Source organism: Streptomyces sp. NPDC002734, from assembly GCF_040295685.1.
GTDB lineage: Bacteria > Actinomycetota > Actinomycetes > Streptomycetales > Streptomycetaceae > Streptomyces.
In genome coordinates this window covers 24,214-41,868 of the sequence record NZ_JBEOVU010000020.1, presented here as the reverse complement: position 1 = coordinate 41,868, position 17,655 = coordinate 24,214, and the positions used below count along the sequence as shown (strand labels likewise).

General features: G+C 74.7%; 16 protein-coding genes. 10 read left to right on the top strand and 6 right to left on the bottom strand.

Going from position 1 to position 17,655, the window contains the following annotated elements:
- Positions 1-14 precede the first annotated feature (14 nt).
- From ABT026_RS19095 to ABT026_RS19085, 3 genes are all read left to right on the top strand, one after another.
- Entirely contained in the window at positions 15-1,046 is a 1,032-nt protein-coding gene (locus ABT026_RS19095; RefSeq protein ID WP_351115779.1) for a ketoacyl-ACP synthase III, read from the top strand.
- An 89-nt stretch (positions 1,047-1,135) separates the two neighbouring features.
- Positions 1,136-1,384, top strand: coding sequence for an acyl carrier protein (locus ABT026_RS19090; protein ID WP_108953593.1), 249 nt, complete (start codon positions 1,136-1,138; stop codon positions 1,382-1,384).
- Positions 1,385-1,526: 142 nt separating this feature from the next.
- The gene (locus tag ABT026_RS19085; RefSeq protein WP_351115778.1) at positions 1,527-2,801 is read left to right on the top strand and encodes a beta-ketoacyl-[acyl-carrier-protein] synthase family protein; all 1,275 of its coding nucleotides are present in this window, start codon (positions 1,527-1,529) and stop codon (positions 2,799-2,801) included.
- A 107-nt stretch (positions 2,802-2,908) separates the two neighbouring features.
- Here the strand turns inward: ABT026_RS19085 and ABT026_RS19080 are convergent, their stop codons facing one another.
- Complete coding sequence (locus ABT026_RS19080; protein WP_351115776.1) at positions 2,909-3,403, bottom strand: DUF3145 domain-containing protein; 495 nt, start codon at positions 3,401-3,403, stop codon at positions 2,909-2,911.
- Between the two features lie 331 nt (positions 3,404-3,734).
- On the opposite strand from ABT026_RS19080, the gene ABT026_RS19075 reads away from it, so the two are divergent.
- Entirely contained in the window at positions 3,735-4,613 is an 879-nt protein-coding gene (locus ABT026_RS19075) for an SGNH/GDSL hydrolase family protein (protein WP_351115775.1), read from the top strand.
- 10 nt (positions 4,614-4,623) lie between these two features.
- A complete protein-coding gene (locus ABT026_RS19070; RefSeq protein ID WP_351115773.1) occupies positions 4,624-5,613 on the top strand; it encodes an aldose epimerase family protein in 990 nt (329 codons plus the stop codon).
- A gap of 102 nt (positions 5,614-5,715) precedes the next feature.
- On the opposite strand, the gene ABT026_RS19065 is transcribed toward ABT026_RS19070, so the two are convergent.
- The gene (locus ABT026_RS19065; protein ID WP_351115772.1) at positions 5,716-6,510 is read right to left on the bottom strand and encodes an EI24 domain-containing protein; all 795 of its coding nucleotides are present in this window, start codon (positions 6,508-6,510) and stop codon (positions 5,716-5,718) included.
- 52 nt (positions 6,511-6,562) lie between these two features.
- Here ABT026_RS19065 and ABT026_RS19060 point away from each other — a divergent pair, with 52 nt between their 5' ends.
- On the top strand, positions 6,563-7,588 hold the full coding sequence (locus tag ABT026_RS19060; RefSeq protein ID WP_351115771.1) for an NADP-dependent oxidoreductase: 1,026 nt from the start codon (positions 6,563-6,565) through the stop codon (positions 7,586-7,588).
- A 48-nt stretch (positions 7,589-7,636) separates the two neighbouring features.
- Here the strand turns inward: ABT026_RS19060 and ABT026_RS19055 are convergent, their stop codons facing one another.
- Positions 7,637-8,416, bottom strand: a complete 780-nt coding sequence (locus ABT026_RS19055; protein ID WP_351115770.1) for an SCO2400 family protein — start codon at positions 8,414-8,416, stop codon at positions 7,637-7,639.
- A 159-nt stretch (positions 8,417-8,575) separates the two neighbouring features.
- Positions 8,576-8,950, bottom strand: coding sequence for a cold shock domain-containing protein (locus ABT026_RS19050; RefSeq protein WP_351115881.1), 375 nt, complete (start codon positions 8,948-8,950; stop codon positions 8,576-8,578).
- A gap of 320 nt (positions 8,951-9,270) precedes the next feature.
- Here ABT026_RS19050 and ABT026_RS19045 point away from each other — a divergent pair, with 320 nt between their 5' ends.
- From ABT026_RS19045 to ABT026_RS19030, 4 genes are all read left to right on the top strand, one after another.
- Complete coding sequence (locus tag ABT026_RS19045) at positions 9,271-12,339, top strand: glycoside hydrolase family 35 protein (RefSeq protein WP_351115769.1); 3,069 nt, start codon at positions 9,271-9,273, stop codon at positions 12,337-12,339.
- Positions 12,340-12,347: 8 nt separating this feature from the next.
- Positions 12,348-13,013, top strand: coding sequence for a hypothetical protein (locus ABT026_RS19040; RefSeq protein ID WP_351115768.1), 666 nt, complete (start codon positions 12,348-12,350; stop codon positions 13,011-13,013).
- Between the two features lie 46 nt (positions 13,014-13,059).
- Positions 13,060-14,577, top strand: a complete 1,518-nt coding sequence (locus ABT026_RS19035) for an acyl-CoA synthetase (protein ID WP_351115766.1) — start codon at positions 13,060-13,062, stop codon at positions 14,575-14,577.
- A gap of 500 nt (positions 14,578-15,077) precedes the next feature.
- A complete protein-coding gene (locus tag ABT026_RS19030; protein ID WP_351115765.1) occupies positions 15,078-16,115 on the top strand; it encodes a rod shape-determining protein in 1,038 nt (345 codons plus the stop codon).
- A 36-nt stretch (positions 16,116-16,151) separates the two neighbouring features.
- On the opposite strand, the gene ABT026_RS19025 is transcribed toward ABT026_RS19030, so the two are convergent.
- On the bottom strand, positions 16,152-17,096 hold the full coding sequence (locus ABT026_RS19025; protein WP_351115763.1) for an anti-sigma factor RsbA family regulatory protein: 945 nt from the start codon (positions 17,094-17,096) through the stop codon (positions 16,152-16,154).
- The gene (locus tag ABT026_RS19020) at positions 17,093-17,458 is read right to left on the bottom strand and encodes an STAS domain-containing protein (protein WP_351115762.1); all 366 of its coding nucleotides are present in this window, start codon (positions 17,456-17,458) and stop codon (positions 17,093-17,095) included. The genes ABT026_RS19025 and ABT026_RS19020 overlap by 4 nt, the downstream gene beginning before the upstream one ends.
- Positions 17,459-17,655 lie beyond the last annotated feature (197 nt).

Here is a 17,655-nt window from a genome sequence, read left to right as displayed (position 1 = left end):
GGAGCCGACCGAACATGTCGAAGATCAAGCCCAGCAAGGGCGCCCCGTACGCGCGGATCCTGGGCGTGGGCGGCTACCGCCCCGCGCGGGTCGTGCCCAACGAGGTGATCCTCGAGACGATCGACTCCTCCGACGAGTGGATCCGGTCGCGCTCCGGCATCCAGACCCGGCACTGGGCGAACGACGAGGAGACCGTCTCCGCGATGTCCCTGGAGGCGGCCGGCAAGGCGCTGGCCGCCGCCGGGATCGGCGCCGAGCAGGTGGGCGCGGTCGTGGTCTCGACGGTCTCGCACTTCGAGCAGACCCCGGCCGTCGCCACCGAGATCGCCGCGAAGCTCGGCACGAACAAGGCGGCCGCCTTCGACATCTCGGCCGGCTGCGCGGGCTTCGGCTACGCGCTGACCCTCGCCAAGGGCATGGTCGTCGAGGGGTCCGCCGAGTACGTGGTCGTGATCGGCGTGGAGCGCCTGTCGGACCTGACGGACCTGGAGGACCGCGCGACGGCCTTCCTGTTCGGCGACGGCGCGGGCGCCGTGGTGGTCGGCCCGTCCGACGAGCCCGGCATCGGCCCGACGGTCTGGGGTTCCGAGGGCGACAAGTCCGGCGTCATCAAGCAGACGGTCTCCTGGAACCGCTACCGCGTCGGCGACCTCGACGAGCTGCCGCTGGACGAGGCCGGCCGGGTGAAGTTCCCCGCCCTCACCCAGGAGGGCCAGACGGTGTTCCGCTGGGCCGTCTTCGAGATGGCGAAGGTCGCCCAGCAGGCGCTGGACGCGGCGGGCATCGCCCCGGACGAGCTGGACGTGTTCATCCCGCACCAGGCCAACGAGCGCATCATCGACTCGCTGTTCAAGACCCTCAAGCTCCCCGGGACGGTCACCGTCGCGCGGGACGTCCGCACCACCGGCAACACCTCGGCCGCCTCCATCCCGCTGGCGATGGACCGGCTGATGGAGACGGGCGAGGCCAAGAGCGGCGACACGGCCCTGGTCATCGGATTCGGTGCCGGACTGGCCTACGCCGCGACGGTCGTCACCCTCCCCTAGCCGTTCCGTCCGGGACGAGGCGTTCCGGCACGGACATGTGGACATCGAGCGCCACACCCTCAGAAATACATCTACGAAGGAGCGCCGACATGGCCGCCACCCAGGAAGAGATCGTCGCCGGTCTCGCCGAGATCGTGAACGAGATCGCCGGCATCCCCACCGAGGACGTCCAGCTGGACAAGTCCTTCACCGACGACCTGGACGTCGACTCCCTGTCCATGGTCGAGGTCGTCGTCGCCGCCGAGGAGCGCTTCGACGTGAAGATCCCGGACGAGGACGTCAAGACGCTCAAGACGGTGGGCGACGCCGCCGACTACATCCTCAAGCACCAGAGCTGAGCGACCCTCAGCACCTGGGCTTGGCCCCCGCCACCCGGCAGCGTCGCCGCCGCGGGTGCCTCGCCTCCCGGGCGTAGGCACCCGCCGCGGTGACAGTGCGGTGGCGCCGTTATTCCTCGTACCTCGTTGGAGAAGAGTTCCCGTGAGCCCGACCAATCGCACCGTGGTCGTCACCGGTATCGGCGCAACCACACCGCTGGGTGGCGACGTAGCCTCGACCTGGGAGGGCCTGGTCGCCGGACGTTCCGGCGTCACCCCCCTCACCCAGGAGTGGGCCGCCGAGCAGCCCGTCCGCATCGCCGCGCAGATCGCCGTGGAGCCGACCGAGGTCATCCCCCGCCCGCAGGCCCGCCGGCTGGACCGTTCGGCGCAGTTCGCGCTGGTCGCCGCCCAGGAGGCGTGGGCCGACGCCGGTTTCACCGCCAAGGCCGGTGAGGAGGGCGCGGGCGTCGAGCCCGAGCGTCTGGGCGCCGTCATCGCCTCCGGCATCGGCGGCGTGACCACCCTGCTGGGCCAGTACGACGTGCTGAAGGAGAAGGGCGTCCGCCGCGTCTCCCCGCACACCGTCCCCATGCTGATGCCGAACAGCCCCTCGGCCAACGTGGGCCTGGCCGTGAACGCCCGGGCGGGCGTCCACACGCCGGTCTCCGCCTGTGCCTCGGGTGCCGAGGCCATCGGCTACGCCATCGAGATGATCCGCAGCGGCCGCGCCGACGTGGTCGTCGCGGGCGGCACCGAGGCGGCGATCCACCCGCTGCCGATGGCCGCGTTCGCGAACATGATGGCGATGTCGAAGAACAACGACGACCCCGAGGGCGCCTCGCGTCCCTACGACACGGACCGCGACGGCTTCGTGATGGGCGAGGGCGCCGGTGTCCTGATCCTGGAGTCCGCCGAGCACGCCGCCGCGCGCGGCGCCCGCGTGTACGCGGAGGCGGTCGGCCAGGGCATCTCCGCCGACAGCCACGACATCGTGCAGCCGGAGCCCGAGGGACGCGGCATCCAGGCCGCCCTGCGCAACCTGCTGGACTCCACCGACCTGGACCCGGCCGAGCTGGTCCACGTCAACGCGCACGCCACCTCGACGCCCGCGGGCGACATCGCGGAGCTCAAGGGCCTGCGCGCGGTGTTCGGCGACGACACGGACCACATCGCGGTCTCCGGCACCAAGTCGATGACGGGTCACCTGCTCGGCGGCGCCGGCGGCGTCGAGTCGGTCGCCACGGTGCTGGCGCTGTACAACCGGGTGGCGCCGCCCACGATCAACATCAAGGAGCTGGACCCGGCGGCCGCGGGACTCGCCGACGTGGTCCGCGACGAGGCGCGCAAGCTGCCGGTCGACGGCCGGATCGCCGCGCTGAACGACTCGTTCGGCTTCGGCGGCCACAACGTGGTGCTGGCCTTCCGGACGGTCTGACACCGCCCGCACGGCTGAGGGCCCCCGCTCCGGCGGGGGCCCTCTCGCGTTCCGTGCGGGGTGTTCCGTGCGGGGCCTGACGTGCGGGGCGCGGCGTGCTCTGCGGGTCAGACGACCTGGTGGAGCCAGCGGACGGGGGCGCCCTCGCCGGCGTGGCGGAAGGACTCCAGCTCGTCGTCCCACGGCTTGCCGAGCAGCTTCGCCACCTCGGCCTCGAGCTCCGTCTCGCCCTTGCGGGCGCGGGCCAGCGCGGCGCGCAGCCGGTCCTCGGGGATCATGATGTCGCCGTGGATGCCGGTGACGGCGTGGAAGATGCCGAGCCCGGGCGTGCAGCTGTAGCGCTCGCCCTCGGCGCCGGCGCAGGGCTCCGAGGTGACCTCGAAGCGCAGCATCTGCCAGCCGCGCAGCGCGGAGGCCAGCTTGGAGGCCGTGCCGGCCTTGCCCTGCCAGGACAGCTCCGAGCGCCAGGTGCCGGGCGAGGCGGGCTGCCGGATCCAGTCCAGGTTCACGCGCGCGCCGAGCACTCCGGCGACCGCCCACTCGACGTGCGGGCACAGCGCGCGGGGAGCGGAGTGCACGTACAGAACCCCACGTGTCGTCACCGAGACCTCCTCGAAGCGGCGCGCTTGCCACGGACAGAACGGACGGACGGGGCTCCTGGGTTCCCGGACAGCGGCCTGACGGCGTGTCGGGGGAGCCACGGAGCGAGGCTATCGTGCCGACGGGTGGCGAGTGTGACGTACGGTCGGTCCCACGGCCGCGAAACGCCGCCATTCACCCGGTGGGACGCTTGTACGGGCGGGCGGGGCGGCATCCGGGCGGCACCGGGAACTCCCGCGCGTTCTCATGGTGGGGGGCACGAGCGACCTGTGCCCCCTTTCGCCGGAACCATGGGCGCCACGGCCCACGAGAGCACCGGAAGGAGCCCCGGGCATGCCGACCCCCTGCCGCGTGAGGCCGCGGCCCGCCGTCCTGGCGGCCGTCGCGCTCGCCGCGCTGCCGGCGCTGGCCGCGTGCGGCGGCGGCGAGGAGGCCGCGGCGCCCCGTCCGAAGGCCTCGCCGTCGCCCTCCTCCTGGGACCGCTCGCCCGACTCGGTGGCCGCCGTCGGCGACTCGATCACCACGGGGTTCGACTCCTGCCAGGTCCTCTCCGACTGCCCGAGCGTGTCCTGGTCCACGGGGGACTCCCCGGAAGTGCGGAGCCTGGCGGCCCGGCTGCTGGGGGACGGCGCGACCGCCCGGGCGCGCAGCTGGAACTTCGCGGAGACCGGCGCCCGGATGTCCGACGTGGAGGGGCAGATGCGGCTGGCCGCCGCCAGGCGGCCGGAGCTGGTGACGGTGCTGGCCGGCGCCAACGACGCCTGCCGCGGGTCGGTGAAGGGGATGACTCCGGTGGAGACGTTCCGCGAGCAGTTCGGGACGGCCCTGCGCACGCTGCGCCGGGAGTCCCCGAAGACGCAGGTGTACGTGGCGTCGATCCCGGACCTCAAGCGGCTGTGGGAGGTCGGCCGGGGGACGTCGATGGCACAGGAGATCTGGAAGCTGGGCATCTGCCCGACGATGCTGGGGGAGGCTGAGGCGATGGACCGCAAGGCCGTCGAGCGCCGCAGGAAGGTGCGCGAGCGGGTGGAGGAGTACAACGAGGCGCTGGCCGAGGTGTGCGCGCGGGACCGGCGGTGCCGCACGGACGGCGGGGCGGTCTACGCCTACCGGTTCGGCCCTCGGCAGCTGAGCCGGTGGGACCTTTTCCATCCGGGCGTGGACGGCCAGGCGAGGCTGGCCGACATCGCCTACCGCGCGGTCACGGCCTAGGGTGGCGATCATGAACAGCGAACTCTTCGGCGCCCTTCCCGACGGCGCCTCGGTGCACCGATGGACCCTGGAACGGGCCGGGGTGCGGGTGCGGGTCCTGTCGTACGGCGGCATCGTCCAGTCGGTCGAGACGCCGGACCGCGAGGGCCGCACGGCGGGCATCGCGCTCGGCTTCGACGAGCTCGACGGGTACCGGAAGTTCACCGGCCCGTTCTTCGGCGCGCTGATCGGCCGCTACGCCAACCGGATCGCGGGCGCCCGGTTCACCCTGGACGGCGCCGAGCACACGCTGCCGCGCAACGACGGGGAGAACTGCCTGCACGGCGGTGACGACGCCTTCGACAAGCAGGTCTGGGACGTCGAGCCGGACGGCGGGCACGCGCTGCGGCTGACCCGGGTGAGCCCGGCGGGCGAGGACGGATTCCCCGGCCGCCTGGAGGTCTCCGCGGTGTACGCGCTGGAGGAGGACGGGTCGCTGTCCCTGACGTACGAGGCGGTGACCGACGCCCCGACGGTGGTGAACCTGACCAACCACACGTACTGGAACCTGGCGGGCGCGGGGTCCGGCACGGCGCGCGGGCACCGGCTGCGGCTCGATTCCTCCCGGTACACGCCGGTGGACGAGGCGAACATCCCGGACGGCCCGGTGGCGGAGGTCGAGGGCACGCGCTTCGACTTCCGTGGGACCGAGGGGCGCCTGACGGGTGCGGGCTACGACCACAACCTCGTCCTCGACAAGGGGGTCACCGCCCAGGCGGTGCCGGTGGGCGAGATGTGGGAGGAGTCCACCGGGCGGGTGCTGACGGTCGCCACGACGGAGCCGGGCATCCAGGTGTACACCGGGGACTTCCTGGAGGGCGGCTTCGCCCCGGGCGACGGCGTCGCCCTGGAGACCCAGCACTTCCCGGACTCCCCCAACCGCCCCGACTTCCCCACCACCGTCCTGCGGCCCGGTGAGACGTACCGCTCCCGCACGGTCTACGGCTTCACGACCCGCTGACACTCCGGCGGGGCCGCCCGGACACGGCGGCCCCGCCCCTCACGGCGACAGACCTCGCCGCGAGGGGGCCGGTGGCGACCGGGCCGGCCGCGGGGTGCGAGGTCAGGGCTTGGTGAGGTCCAGCGTGGCGGCGTCGCGGGCGGGCCGGTCCTCGTCCTCGCCGAGGAGGTCGCGGGCCATCAGGGTGGCCCCCGCGACCGCTCCCGGCATCAGGAACACCGCCACGAACGGCACCAGGAAGCACGCCGCCAGCGGCGCCCCGAAGCCCCACACCAGCAGCTTCCGCGACCGCAGCAGCCGCAGCCGCTCCCGCAGCCGGACGTCGCGCCGCTGGAGGGCCACCGAGGTCAGCTCCTCGGTGAGGAAGAACCCGGTGACGAACAGGCCGATCACCGGCACCGCCGTCTGCCCCACCACCGGGACGAACCCGCAGCAGAACAGCAGCAGCCCCCACAGCGCCGCGCGGACCATCACCCGCAGGCTGTCCCGCGCGGAGATCCACAGCTCCCGCAGCAGCGGGAGGTCGGAGACGGCGGCCGTGCCGTCGGGCGACACGTCGCGGTCGACCCGCTCGGAGAGCGCCTCGTAGAAGGGCTGTCCTATCAGCAGCGTCATCGCGGTGAAGGTGAGCACCGCCGCGAGCAGCGCCGCCGCCCAGAGCAGCACGGTGAACGCCACGCGCACCACGTCGGCCCAGGTCTGCGACCAGTCGTCGGCGAAGGGCGTCGCCCAGGCCACCAGATCGGCGCCCCAGACGGCCAGCGCCACCAGCAGGCCCACGTACAGGACCAGCGTGATCAGCCCAGGGATGAGGCCGAAGCCGTACTGCCTGCCGTGCCCGGCCACCCAGCGCTGGCCCTTGAACAGATAACCGAAACCGACCCCGAGATCACGCATGCCGGGAACTCTAGCGGTGCGCCTTCCGGAGCGACCAGGCACCATGGAACGCATGTCCCATACACCTGAACTTCCCGCACAGACCCGCGCCTGGCACCTGCTGAGCCGTCCGGTCGGCGAGCCCAAGCCCTCCGACTTCGCCCTGGTCGAGAGCGAGCTCCCTGAGCTGAAGGAGGGCCGGGTCCTCGTCCGCAACCTGTACTTCTCGGTCGACCCCTACATGCGTGGCCGGATGTCGGACGCCAAGTCCTACGTCGCGCCGTTCGAGCTGGACAAGCCGATGCAGGGCCACGCGATCGGCGAGGTCGTCGCCTCGAACTCCCCGGACCTCGCGGTCGGCGACCATGTGGTGCACATGCTGGGCTGGCGCGACTACGCCTCCCTGGACGCCCGGCACGCCACGAAGGTGGACCCGGACGCCGTCCCGCTCTCCGCCTACCTGGGCGTCCTGGGCATGACCGGCCTGACCGCCTACGCGGGCCTGTTCCGGGTGGCGTCGTTCAAGGAGGGCGACAGCGTCTTCGTCTCCGGCGCGGCCGGCGCGGTCGGCTCCCAGGTGGGCCAGATGGCGAAGCTCAAGGGCGCCTCGCGGGTGATCGGCTCGGCCGGCTCCGCGGACAAGGTCCGGCTGCTCACCGAGGAGTACGGGTTCGACGCGGCCTTCAACTACAAGGACGGCCCGGTGAGCAAGCAGCTCCGCGAGGCCGCCCCGGACGGCGTCGACGTCTACTTCGACAACGTGGGCGCCGACCACCTGGAGGCGGCGCTCGGCTCGCTGAACGTGGGCGGCCGCATCGCGGTCTGCGGCATGATCGCCGTCTACAACGCCACCGAGCCCGTCCCGGGCCCGCGCAACCTGGCCCGGCTGATCCAGACCCGCGGCCGCATCGAGGGCTTCCTGGTCGGCGACCACGAGGACCTGCGCCCGGCGTTCGTCGAGGAGGCCGGCGCCTGGATCCGCTCCGGCGAGCTCAAGTACCGCGAGACGGTGACCGAGGGCATCGAGAACGGGCTGGACGCCTTCCTCGGCATGCTGCTGCGCGGCGACAACGTCGGCAAGGCGGTCGTCAAGGTCTGACACCGCCCGCGGCCCCGCCGCGGCCCCGCCGCCTCTCCCGGCCCGCGCCTAGGTGCACCACCACAGCACCCGCTCGCAGGTGGGCGAGGGGGTGGGCGTCGTGCGGGGCGGGGCCGAGGTCGCGGTCGCGGTCGGGGCCGGTCGCGAGGGGGCCGGTTCGGGGTCCGCGGCCCCCGGCGGCCGCGCGTCCTGGCCGGACTCGGCGGACGCCTGGTCCGCCGGTTCCGCGGCCGACGGCGACGGCGTGGGGCTCGTGGTCTCCGCCTCCGAGGCGGTCGCGGAGGCCGACGGGGACGCCTCGTCCCCGGCGGGGGTGGCGCTCGCGGTCTCCCGCTGCGGCGACGGGGCGGACCGGGGCTCCTCGGCGGGCGCGGTGTCCGCCGCCGCGGCCGCGGGCGTCGTGGGGTCCTTCTCGCCGCCGACGGCCGTCACGGCCGCCACTCCCAGCCCGAGGGCTCCGAGCAGGCAGCCGGCGATCAGCAGCGCGCGGCCCGGCCCGCGCCCGCCGTGCCGCCGTGCGGCGGTCCGGGGCGCGGCCGGCTCCGTCCGCGGTGTGCGGAGTCCGGCGCGGCGGCCTCCGGGGCTCCTGACATCCCCTCCGCGCCTGGTGTCCCCGGCGCCGGTCGCCTCCACGCCGGACTCCTCCACCGCTGCCGTGACGTCCGCCTCACCGGCCGCCCCGCCGACGACGTGGCCGGCCGGCTCGGGGGGTTCGGCGGTTTCGTCAACAGCCTCGGCGTACTTGTGGAGTTCCCACGCCGGCGTTCCACAACCCGGGCAGTTGAACTGCAGGTTGAGATGCCGCCGGCACCGCGCGCAATAGTCCATGAGGCTGGAAGGGTAGGTGCCCGACCGGTGACTTGTCGGGGGGCCCTGGTGAAGGTCGTGTGCGGCATTGGCGGACACCGGCACGCCCCCCGCCGGCGCCCGACAGCACGTGACCGCGCAACAGCGTTCGGTGCACGTCCAGTTGGGTGACGGGCCGGATCAGGTCAGCCAGCCCCTGGCCCGGGTGAGCTCCAGGACGCAGGAGCGGACCTGCTTGAGCTGGGCGGCCGTGAGGGTGGGGACGCCGTCGATCAGTGCCTCGGTGAGCTCCGCGCGGAAGCCGTCGGAGCCGGGCCGCGCCGCTCCCGCCGTCGCAGCCCGCGGCGCCGGGCCGAGGAGCCGGATCTCCGATCCCTTGGGGCCCTTCTCGCCCATCTCCAGGACGAACTCGACCTGGCAGCCCTCCCCGTACAGGTACTTGTCGTCGAGCAGGTCGTTGGCGTGCATGAACACGTCCTCCCCGCCCTCGTCGGGGGCGATGAACCCGTACCCGCGCACCTCGTCGAACCGCAGCACCCTGCCGGTCATCAGCACCGCGAACCCACCCACTCCTTCTTCGGCCGCCGCAGCCCCCGGTCGGCACGGCTGCGGTCGGCGCCTCTTCGGTCGGCACAGCTCCGGTCGGCGCCGGGGACGGGGCACTGCCGGGCGGTGCCCGAAGTTACCGGTGCGGCGCGGGGTGCCGGGCGGCTTTTCCCCGGTCGCGCCCGATCGGTGCGCGCCGACGCCCGCACGAAAGCGGCATAACGGCCGCAACCGGGCGCCGTCGGGGTCCGTCGGACCCCGTCGGGTGCGGCCCCTGTGGAGAATGGGGCGCGCGCGTCGATGTGGCGCGGGAGTCGGCGGAGGTTCTGTTGGTGTTCACCAGGCGTACGTTCGGTGCTCTGGCCGGCACGGCCGTGCTGGGGGTCGCGCTCGCGGCCGACAGCACGGCGGCGCCGCCGACCGAGTCCGCCTCGCGGAACGTGCCGACCGGCCGTCCGCCCGCCCCGCCGCGCGCGGACCGGCGGCCGCACTCGGTGCGGCACGACGGCTACTCGATGATCGTCGACGGGCAGCGCCTGGTGCTGTGGTCCGGGGAGTTCCACCCGTTCCGGCTGCCCAGCCCCTCGCTGTGGCGGGACGCGCTGCAGAAGATCCGCGCCTCGGGTCACAACGCGGTGACCGTGCCGGTGGCCTGGAGTCACCACTCCCCCGCTCCGGGACGGTACGACTTCACCGGGGTGCGCGACCTGGGCCTGCTGCTGCGCACCGCCGCCGAGGAGCACCTGTACGTGGTGCTGCGCCCCGGCCCGTTCCTCGGCGCCGACCTGGACGAGGGCGGCCTGCCGGGCTGGCTGGCCGGCACCGGGGGCGGCGCGGGCGCGGACGACCCCGCCTACCTGGAGCACGTCGACGCCTGGCTGACCGCGGTGGACCGGATCGCCCGCCGCCACCAGTACACCGAGGGCCGCGGCACCGTCCTGCTGTACCAGTTCACCGACGTCAGCGGCGCCGCCTCCACCGCCTACCGGGAACATCTGTACGCCAAGGTGCGGGGCGACGGGATCGAGGTCCCGGTGTTCCACAAGGAGCTCGACCCGGCCGCCGGTCCGGCCGAGCAGGGCCCGGCGGAGGTCCCGCCGGACCGCGGGCTGTACTTCGGGGCGGCGACCTCCGAGCGGGCCCGCCCGCGCACGGCCGGCGTGCTCGCCGAGTTCACCGCCGGCCGCCCGGTCCCCTGGGGCGGCGGCCGCGACGGGCGGCAGGCCTTCGAGGCGGTGCGCCGGGAGTTCGACGCCGTGCAGGTGCGCCGCACCTGCCTGACCGACATCGCCAACGGGCTCACCGTCCACAACACCCGCACGGCCTTCGGCGGGACCAACTGGGGCTGGCAGGGCGGCCCGTCGACCGTCACCTCCTACGACCTCGCGGCCGGCCACGACGAGGCCCGCGCCCCCACGCCCCAGCTGGCCGCCTTCCAGCAGATCGGGCACATGCTGCGCACCGTTCCCGACCTGGCGAAGCTGCACCGGGCGGCGGACGTGCGGGCCGACGACGACCGGGTGCGGGTCTACCACCTCGCCAACCGGGACACCGGCTCGCACACCTACGTGCTGCGCAACGACTCCCAGGACCAGGTCACCACCTCACTGCGGCTCGCCGGGTCCGAGCTGCCGGTGACCGTCACGCTGCCGCCCCGCGAGGCCCGGCTGATCATGTCGGGGCTGCGGCTCGGCGAGCGGCGGCTGCGCCACGCGACGGCCCAGCCGATGCTCTTCCTGCCGATCGGCTCGATGGACGTCGCCGTGTTCACCGGCACCCGCGGCGAGCTGGTCGAGCTGGTGCTGGAGACCCCCGGCTCCCCGGTGACCACCCGGCTGGACCCGGAGCCGGCCTGGGCGCTGGACCGCAACCTGCTGCGGGTGACCGCGCCGCTGGGCAAGGGCGGCCTGAGCCGGGTGCTGGTCGAGGGCGGCGGCAGCAGCCGGCCGCTGCTGCTGATCCTCGCGGACGAGGACGACGCGGCGCGGATGTGGCCGGTGGAGACCCGCAAGGGCGACTTCCTGGTCTACGGCCCGTCGCTGGTGCGCACGGTGACGCCGCACGGGTCCGGCGTGAACCTCACCGGCGACGTACGGACCACCACCGGCCTGGAGGTGTGGGCGCCGGGCCGGATCGGCTCGCTCACCTGGAACGGCGAGCGGGTGCGCACCACGGTCTCGCGGGCCAACGCGCTGGTGGCGACCCGGCACCTGAAGGCGCCGCCGGCCGTGGAGCTGCCCACGCTCACCGGCTGGCGCCGCCGCGAGGAGAACCCGGAGGCCGACCCGCGCTTCGACGACGGCCGCTGGCGGGTCGCCGACCGCACGGAGTCCTCGGGCGCGACGCCGGTGCCCGAGGGGCAGCCGGTGCTCTTCGCCGACGACTACGGCTTCCACTACGGCGACCTCTGGTACCGGGGCCGGTTCGCCGACGCCCGCGGCGCCGCCTCGGTACGGCTCTCCTACCGGGCGGGGCCGCAGGGCCTGGTGATGGCCTGGCTGGACGGCGAACCCCTGGGCGTGCACCGGCGGCCCGACGACGCCGCCGGGGCGGGCACGGGCGCCGACGGGACGGACGGCGCCAGGGCGGGCACGGGCCCCGACGGGACGGACGGCGCCAGGGCGGGCACGGGCGCCGACGGGGCGGACGGCGCCGGGGCGGGGACCGACGCAGCGGACGGCGGGAGCGACGCGTCCGCGCAGGCGGCGCCGGCGGGCGGCGGCGAGGTCACGGCGGAGTTCGCGGTGCCCGAGGAGCTGCGCACCCCGGGCGCCCACGTGCTGGCGGTGCTGGTGCGCCCCATGGCCCGCGAGGAGGGCGGCGGTTCGGCCGGCCCCCACAGGACGGCGCGCGGCCTGACCTCGGTGACCTTCGAGGGCGCGCGGCCCGGGATGGAGTGGCGGCTCCAGGGCGCGGCGGGTACGGATCCGGTGCGCGGCCCGCTCAACACCGGTGGCCTGTACGGCGAGCGGGAGGGCTGGCACCTGCCCGGACCGGTCGACGAGAAGGGCTGGGACGCCGTCGAGCTGCCGGTGGGCAAGGAGGACGAGGAGGAGCGGCAGGGCGTCGTCTGGTACCGCACCTCCTTCACCCTGGACGTGCCTAGGTCGGTGGACGCCTCCGTCGGACTGGCCCTGGAGGACGACCCCGGCCGGGCCTACCGCGTGCAGATCTTCCTCAACGGCTGGAACCTCGGCCTGTACGTCAACAACGTGGGGCCGCAGCATGTGTTCGTGCTGCCGAACGGAGTGCTGCGCACACGTGGGGAGAACACATTGGCGCTGGCCGTGCTCTCCGACGGGACCACACCGTCGGGCCCGGGCAGGGTGAGCCTCCGGCTGCTGGGCGCGGCCGCGGGCGGGACGCCGGTGACCGACGTCGAGTCCCCGGGCCGGTAGGCGGCCGCATGCCCTCCTCCCCCGACCGCCCCGGCCGCCCGGGTCACTCAGGCCGCTCCGACCGCCCGGGTCACCCCGGCTCCGGCGGCTCCGGCGCGCCCTTCACCCGGCTGGACTTCCAGCTGGTGCTGCTGCGCCGGATGGCGGACCACAACCCGGAGCTGGTGGAGGACGCCCGCCGCCGGCTGGGCGTCTCGGCCGCCGCCATGCGGGAGGCCAACAAGCGGTGGCAGGCCATGGTGCGCTCGCCGCGCGGCCGGTCCGCGGCCTCCCGGTACCGCTCGGTGCTGGGCGAGCCGGAGCTGACCCGGCGCCGGGTGCTCGGCGACCTGGAGTGCGAGGCGCGGCTGTGGCCGGTGCCGCTCTGGCCGGACCTGAGGTTCGAGGTCCTGGTCGGGCCCTCGGGTGCCGTCTGGAACGAGTGGCTGGTGCGCGCGCCGGGCGACCCCGGTCCCGCCCTGCGCACCCTGGCGGACCTGACGCCCTGGTCCTGCACCGTCGACGAGGCCGCCCGCGCGTTCCCCGGGGCGCGGCCGCTCCAGGGCAGCGCTCCGACGCGCTGGGGGCTGGCGCTGACGGTGCCCGACGGGGACGGCGGCCGCTGGGAGTGCGTGGCGGAGTTCACCTGGGGGCTCCTTCAGCGGCTGGCGGTGACGGGGGCCGCGTCCGGGTAGGTTCCGGGCGCGATGTCCCGCCCCGAGTGCGAAGGAGCCCGCCCCGATGACCTCGTCGCCGCCGTCCCCCCTGCCGCTCTTGCCTCCGCTCCACGACCCCGCCGTGGCCGACCGCCCGGCGCTGGCCTTCCCGGGCCGTTCCCTGACGTACGGGGAGCTCGCGGGCGAGGCGGGGGCGGTGGCGGCCCTCGTCGGGGGCAGGGCGCGGCACGCGAGCGGCCGGATCGCGGTGTGGGCGACACCGGGGCCGGAGACCGCGGTGGCGGTGGCCGGCGTCCTGGCCGCCGGGCTGTGCGTGGTCCCGCTGAACCCGCGCTCGGGGGACAAGGAGCTGGCCCACGTCCTGGCCGACAGCGACCCGGACGCCCTGCTGGCCCCGCCCGGCGCCGAGCTGCCCGGAGCGCCGGACGGCGTGGAGCGCCTGGACGTCGTGCTCGGCGGCCCTCCCGCCGCCCTTCCCCCGGACGCCTCCGGCCCTCTCGACCCCGCGCTGGTCGTCTACACCTCCGGCACGACCGGCCCGCCGAAGGGCGCGGTGATCCCCCGCCGGGCGGTCGCGGTCACACTGGACGCGCTGGCCGAGGTGTGGGCGTGGACCGCCGAGGACGTCCTGGTGCACGCACTGCCGCTGTTCCACGTGCACGGTCTGGTGCTGGGGGTGCTCGGCCCACTGCGGCTCGGCGGCGCGCTGCGTCACCTGGGCCGGTTCGACACCGCCGGGGTGGCGCGGGAGCTGAACGCGGGCGCGAGCGTGCTGTTCGGCGTGCCGACGATGTACCACCGGATCGCGGAGTCGCTCGCCGAGGAGCCGGAGCTGGCGAAGGGCCTGGCTTCCGCCCGGCTGCTGGTGTCCGGCTCGGCCGCGCTGCCGGTCCACGACCACGAGCGGATCCTCGCCGCCACGGGCCGTCGCGTCGTCGAGCGGTACGGGATGACCGAGACGCTGATGAACACCAGCGTCCGCCTCGACGCGGGGCCCGGCGCGGCGACCGCCGGGACGGTCGGCGTCCCGCTGCCGGGCGTGGAGCTGCGGCTGGTGGACGACGACGGCGCCCCGCTGCCCGCCGCCGACGGCGAAGGCATCGGGGAGATCCAGGTCCGCGGCCCCCACCTGTTCACCGAGTACCTGGGCCGCCCGGACGCCACCGCCGCCGCCTTCACCGCCGACGGCTGGTTCCGCACCGGCGACATGGCGGTCCTGGACCCCGGCGGGGCGGTGCGGATCGTGGGGCGGCGGGCCACCGACCTGATCAAGAGCGGCGGCTACAAGATCGGCGCGGGGGAGATCGAGAACGCCCTGCTGGAGCACCCCGCGGTGGCCGAGGCCGCGGTCACCGGCGCGCCCGACGCGGACCTGGGCGAGCGGATCGTCGCCTGGATCGTCCCCGCCGATCCGCGGACGCCGCCGGACGCGGACGAGCTGGCGGACCATGTGGCGCGCCGGCTGGCGCCGCACAAGCGCCCCCGCGAGGTGCGCCTGCTCGACGCGCTGCCCCGCAACGACATGGGCAAGGTGATGAAGCGTGCATTGGACACCAGTTCCCCCGCTCCCTTGATCAGGTGAGCCGGACTCGGACGCCTGCACGGACACGCTCCGGGGCGGCATAGTCACTGTGTGCCAACAACGGGCTGCAGACCGGCAGTTGGCGCATGTCCCAGTACGAACCCATGTCCCGAGGAGCAGTACCCCATGAACGTCATCACCGACGCGCTCGCCTGCATCGCCCACTTCCTGGGCTGGCTGGTCTGACCCTTCCTGGCGAGCCGCCGGAACGCGGACGCACAGCGGCGCCGTCTCCCCGTCCCAGGGAGGCGGCGCCGCCGTCGTTCCGCGGTGACCCGGCGTCGGTCCACGCCGGGCGCCCGGCCCGGCACGTCACGCCGATCGCGCGGACGACCTCCCGGCGGACCGGGCCGTCCCGGGCGGACCGGCGGACCGGCGGACCACCCGTCCGGTCCGCACTCGGCCGGGCGGCTCCAGCGGGCGCCCGGTGGCGGAACCTCGCAGGATGCGGGAAGGGACGCCGGCCGGGCGTCTCCGACCGCACCCGGGAGGATCCACAAGTGACCGCCGACCTGGACCAGTTGCGCCGCTGCCACTTCGCCGTGGACCTCGGCGCCGCCCGTACCCGCGTCTACGTCAAGGGCGCGGGACTGGTCGTCGACCAGCCCTCGGTCGCCGCCGTGAACACCCGCACGGGCGCGCTGATCGCGGTCGGCGAGTTCGCCGAGAAGATGACCGGCCGCACCCCCGAGTACATCAAGACGGTCCGCCCCGTCTCCGGCGGCACGGTCGTCGACATCGAGATGGCGCAGCGGATGCTCCGTCACCTGCTCGGTGAGAAGACGCGGCGCCTCCTGCGCCGCAAGCCGCGGCTGCGGGCGGCCGCCTGCACCCCGCACGACGCGGACCCGCTGGCCCGTCGCGCCACGGTGGAGACGCTGGTGGGACTGGGCGCCCGCCGGGTCGAGCTGGTGGACACCCTGATCGCGGCCGCGGTGGGCTGCGGCCTTCCGGTGGAGCGCGCCGAGGCCACCATGATCATGGTGTGCGGGGCGGCCGCCACGCAGGTGGCGGTGCTCTCGCTCGGGTCGATCGTGACGGCGGAGCGCATCCCGGTCGGCGGCGAGGCGGTGGACAACGCGATCGTCCAGCACCTGCGGCACGAGCACGAGCTGATGCTGCCCAGCCAGTCGGTGCGCCCCCTCCAGCTCGCCCTGTCCGGCAACGGGCTCACCCCGCACGGCCCGGCCACCACCGAGATCAACGGCCGTGACGTGGCCACCGGCCTGGCCCGCTCGGTGCAGGTGGACACCGCGGCGGTGCGCAACGCGATCCAGACGCCGCTGACGGCGGTGCTGGACGGCATCGGCAAGGTGCTGCGCGACTGCCCGCCCGACCTGGTCGCCGACCTCGCCGACCGCGGGATCATGATGGTCGGCGGCACGGCGCTGCTCCCGGGCTTCGACCAGATGCTCCGCCAGGCCACGGGCATGCCGGTGCACATCGCCGAGCGCCCCGACGTGTGCGCCGTGCAGGGTCTGGGCGCGATGCTGGACGGCAAGATCGAGCCGCTGGTCCTCAACCCGCTGGCCGGCTGAGCCGCCCGGGTCAGGACACCGGGCCGGCCGCCCGGGTCAGGCGACCGGGAGCGCCAGGTAGACCCGGATCGTGGTCCCGTAGCTGCCGGTGTGCACGCGCACCAGGTCGGCCAGCAGGTTGACGGTGAGCAGGCCGCGCCCGCCGATCTGGTCGCGGCCCGCCGGGCGGCGTCCGGCCAGCGGGTCGGTCAGCAGGCCCGCGTCGCGGACCTCGCAGACCAGGCTGCCGTCCTCGGCCCACAGCCGCAGGGCGCCGCGGCCCCCGCCGTGGACCACGCTGTTGGTGGTGAGCTCGGCCACGATCAGGGCGAAGTCGTCCAGCCGCTCGCCCACCAGGCCCATCTGGGCGGCCTCGGCGACGCTGCGGTGGCGGGCCGTCGGCAGCGAGTCGGCGTCGTACGCGTACGTCAGCCGGACCCCGCCCGCGGCCTCCGGCAGCGGCAGGTTGTAGCGGGCCACCAGACCGTCCGGGTCGTAGGCGGGGCTGTCGCTCTGCCGCCCCTCGCCGTCGATCACCACGGGGTGCGTGACGTAGGCGTCCGCGAGGGAGCGCTCGTCGAGCCGGGTGGTGTCGTAGGGGCACAGGATGCTGACCTCGCGCCCGGTGAAGGCGTGGTTGATCAGCGCCTCGTGCTGGGCGCAGGCCGGGTACTCCGTCTCGGAGCGGCCGGCCCAGATCGGCTCCCCGATCAGGCGGACCCGCGGGGCGTCCGGGTGCGCGTCGGCGAAGGCGCGCAGCACGCCCGGGATGATCCGGCCGGGGTTGCGGCCGGCCTGCTGCATGTCGAGGAAGCGCACCCGCCCGGCGTCCTCGCCCAGGGCGGCCTCTATCAGCTTCAGGTTGTACGAGGGCACGGCGACGGCCACCGGCTCGCCCCGCTCCAGTCCCTCGCGCACGAACGCGAGGCAGCCGGCCAGGTACTCGTCGGTGTTCCCGTAGAACAGGGCAGGGTGCACGAACGGTTCGGTCACGGTACTCACGACGTCGGCACCTCGATCCCCGGCAGGCCGGGCCAGTACATCTCCAGGACCCGGACGAGGGTCCCCGGCGGGTTGTGCAGGACGAGTCGGCGCCCGGTCCCCAGCCGGTCCGCGGCGGCGGCGAGCTCCTCGGCTCCCGCCACGTCCACGAAGACGACCTCCGCCAGGTCGAGCACGTAGGCGCACCGGCGGGCCCGCACGGCCCCGGCCAGCACGTCCGTCCAGGCGGGACGGGTGAGGAGTCCCACCTCCCCGCGGAGCCGCACGCCGTCCCCTTCGGGGAGCGGGTGGACCGTCAGGTACGGGGCCGCGGTCGCGGCCGTGGGGCCCGCCGTCGCGGCGGTCCTTTCCTGGCTCTGCACACCGTCTCCTGTCCGGGTCGCTTCGGCGCCTCGTCCAGTATGCCTGGCGCCCCGGCACTCCCCGGCTCCGCGCCCGGCCCGCGGACGAGAGGTCCGCCACGCGTCAGGCGCTCCCCGCGCGGGTACCCGCCGCGCGAGGCCCCGAGGCGGTGGGCCGTGTCACCGCGTGCCCCCGCGCCGGCTCCAGACCCGCGACC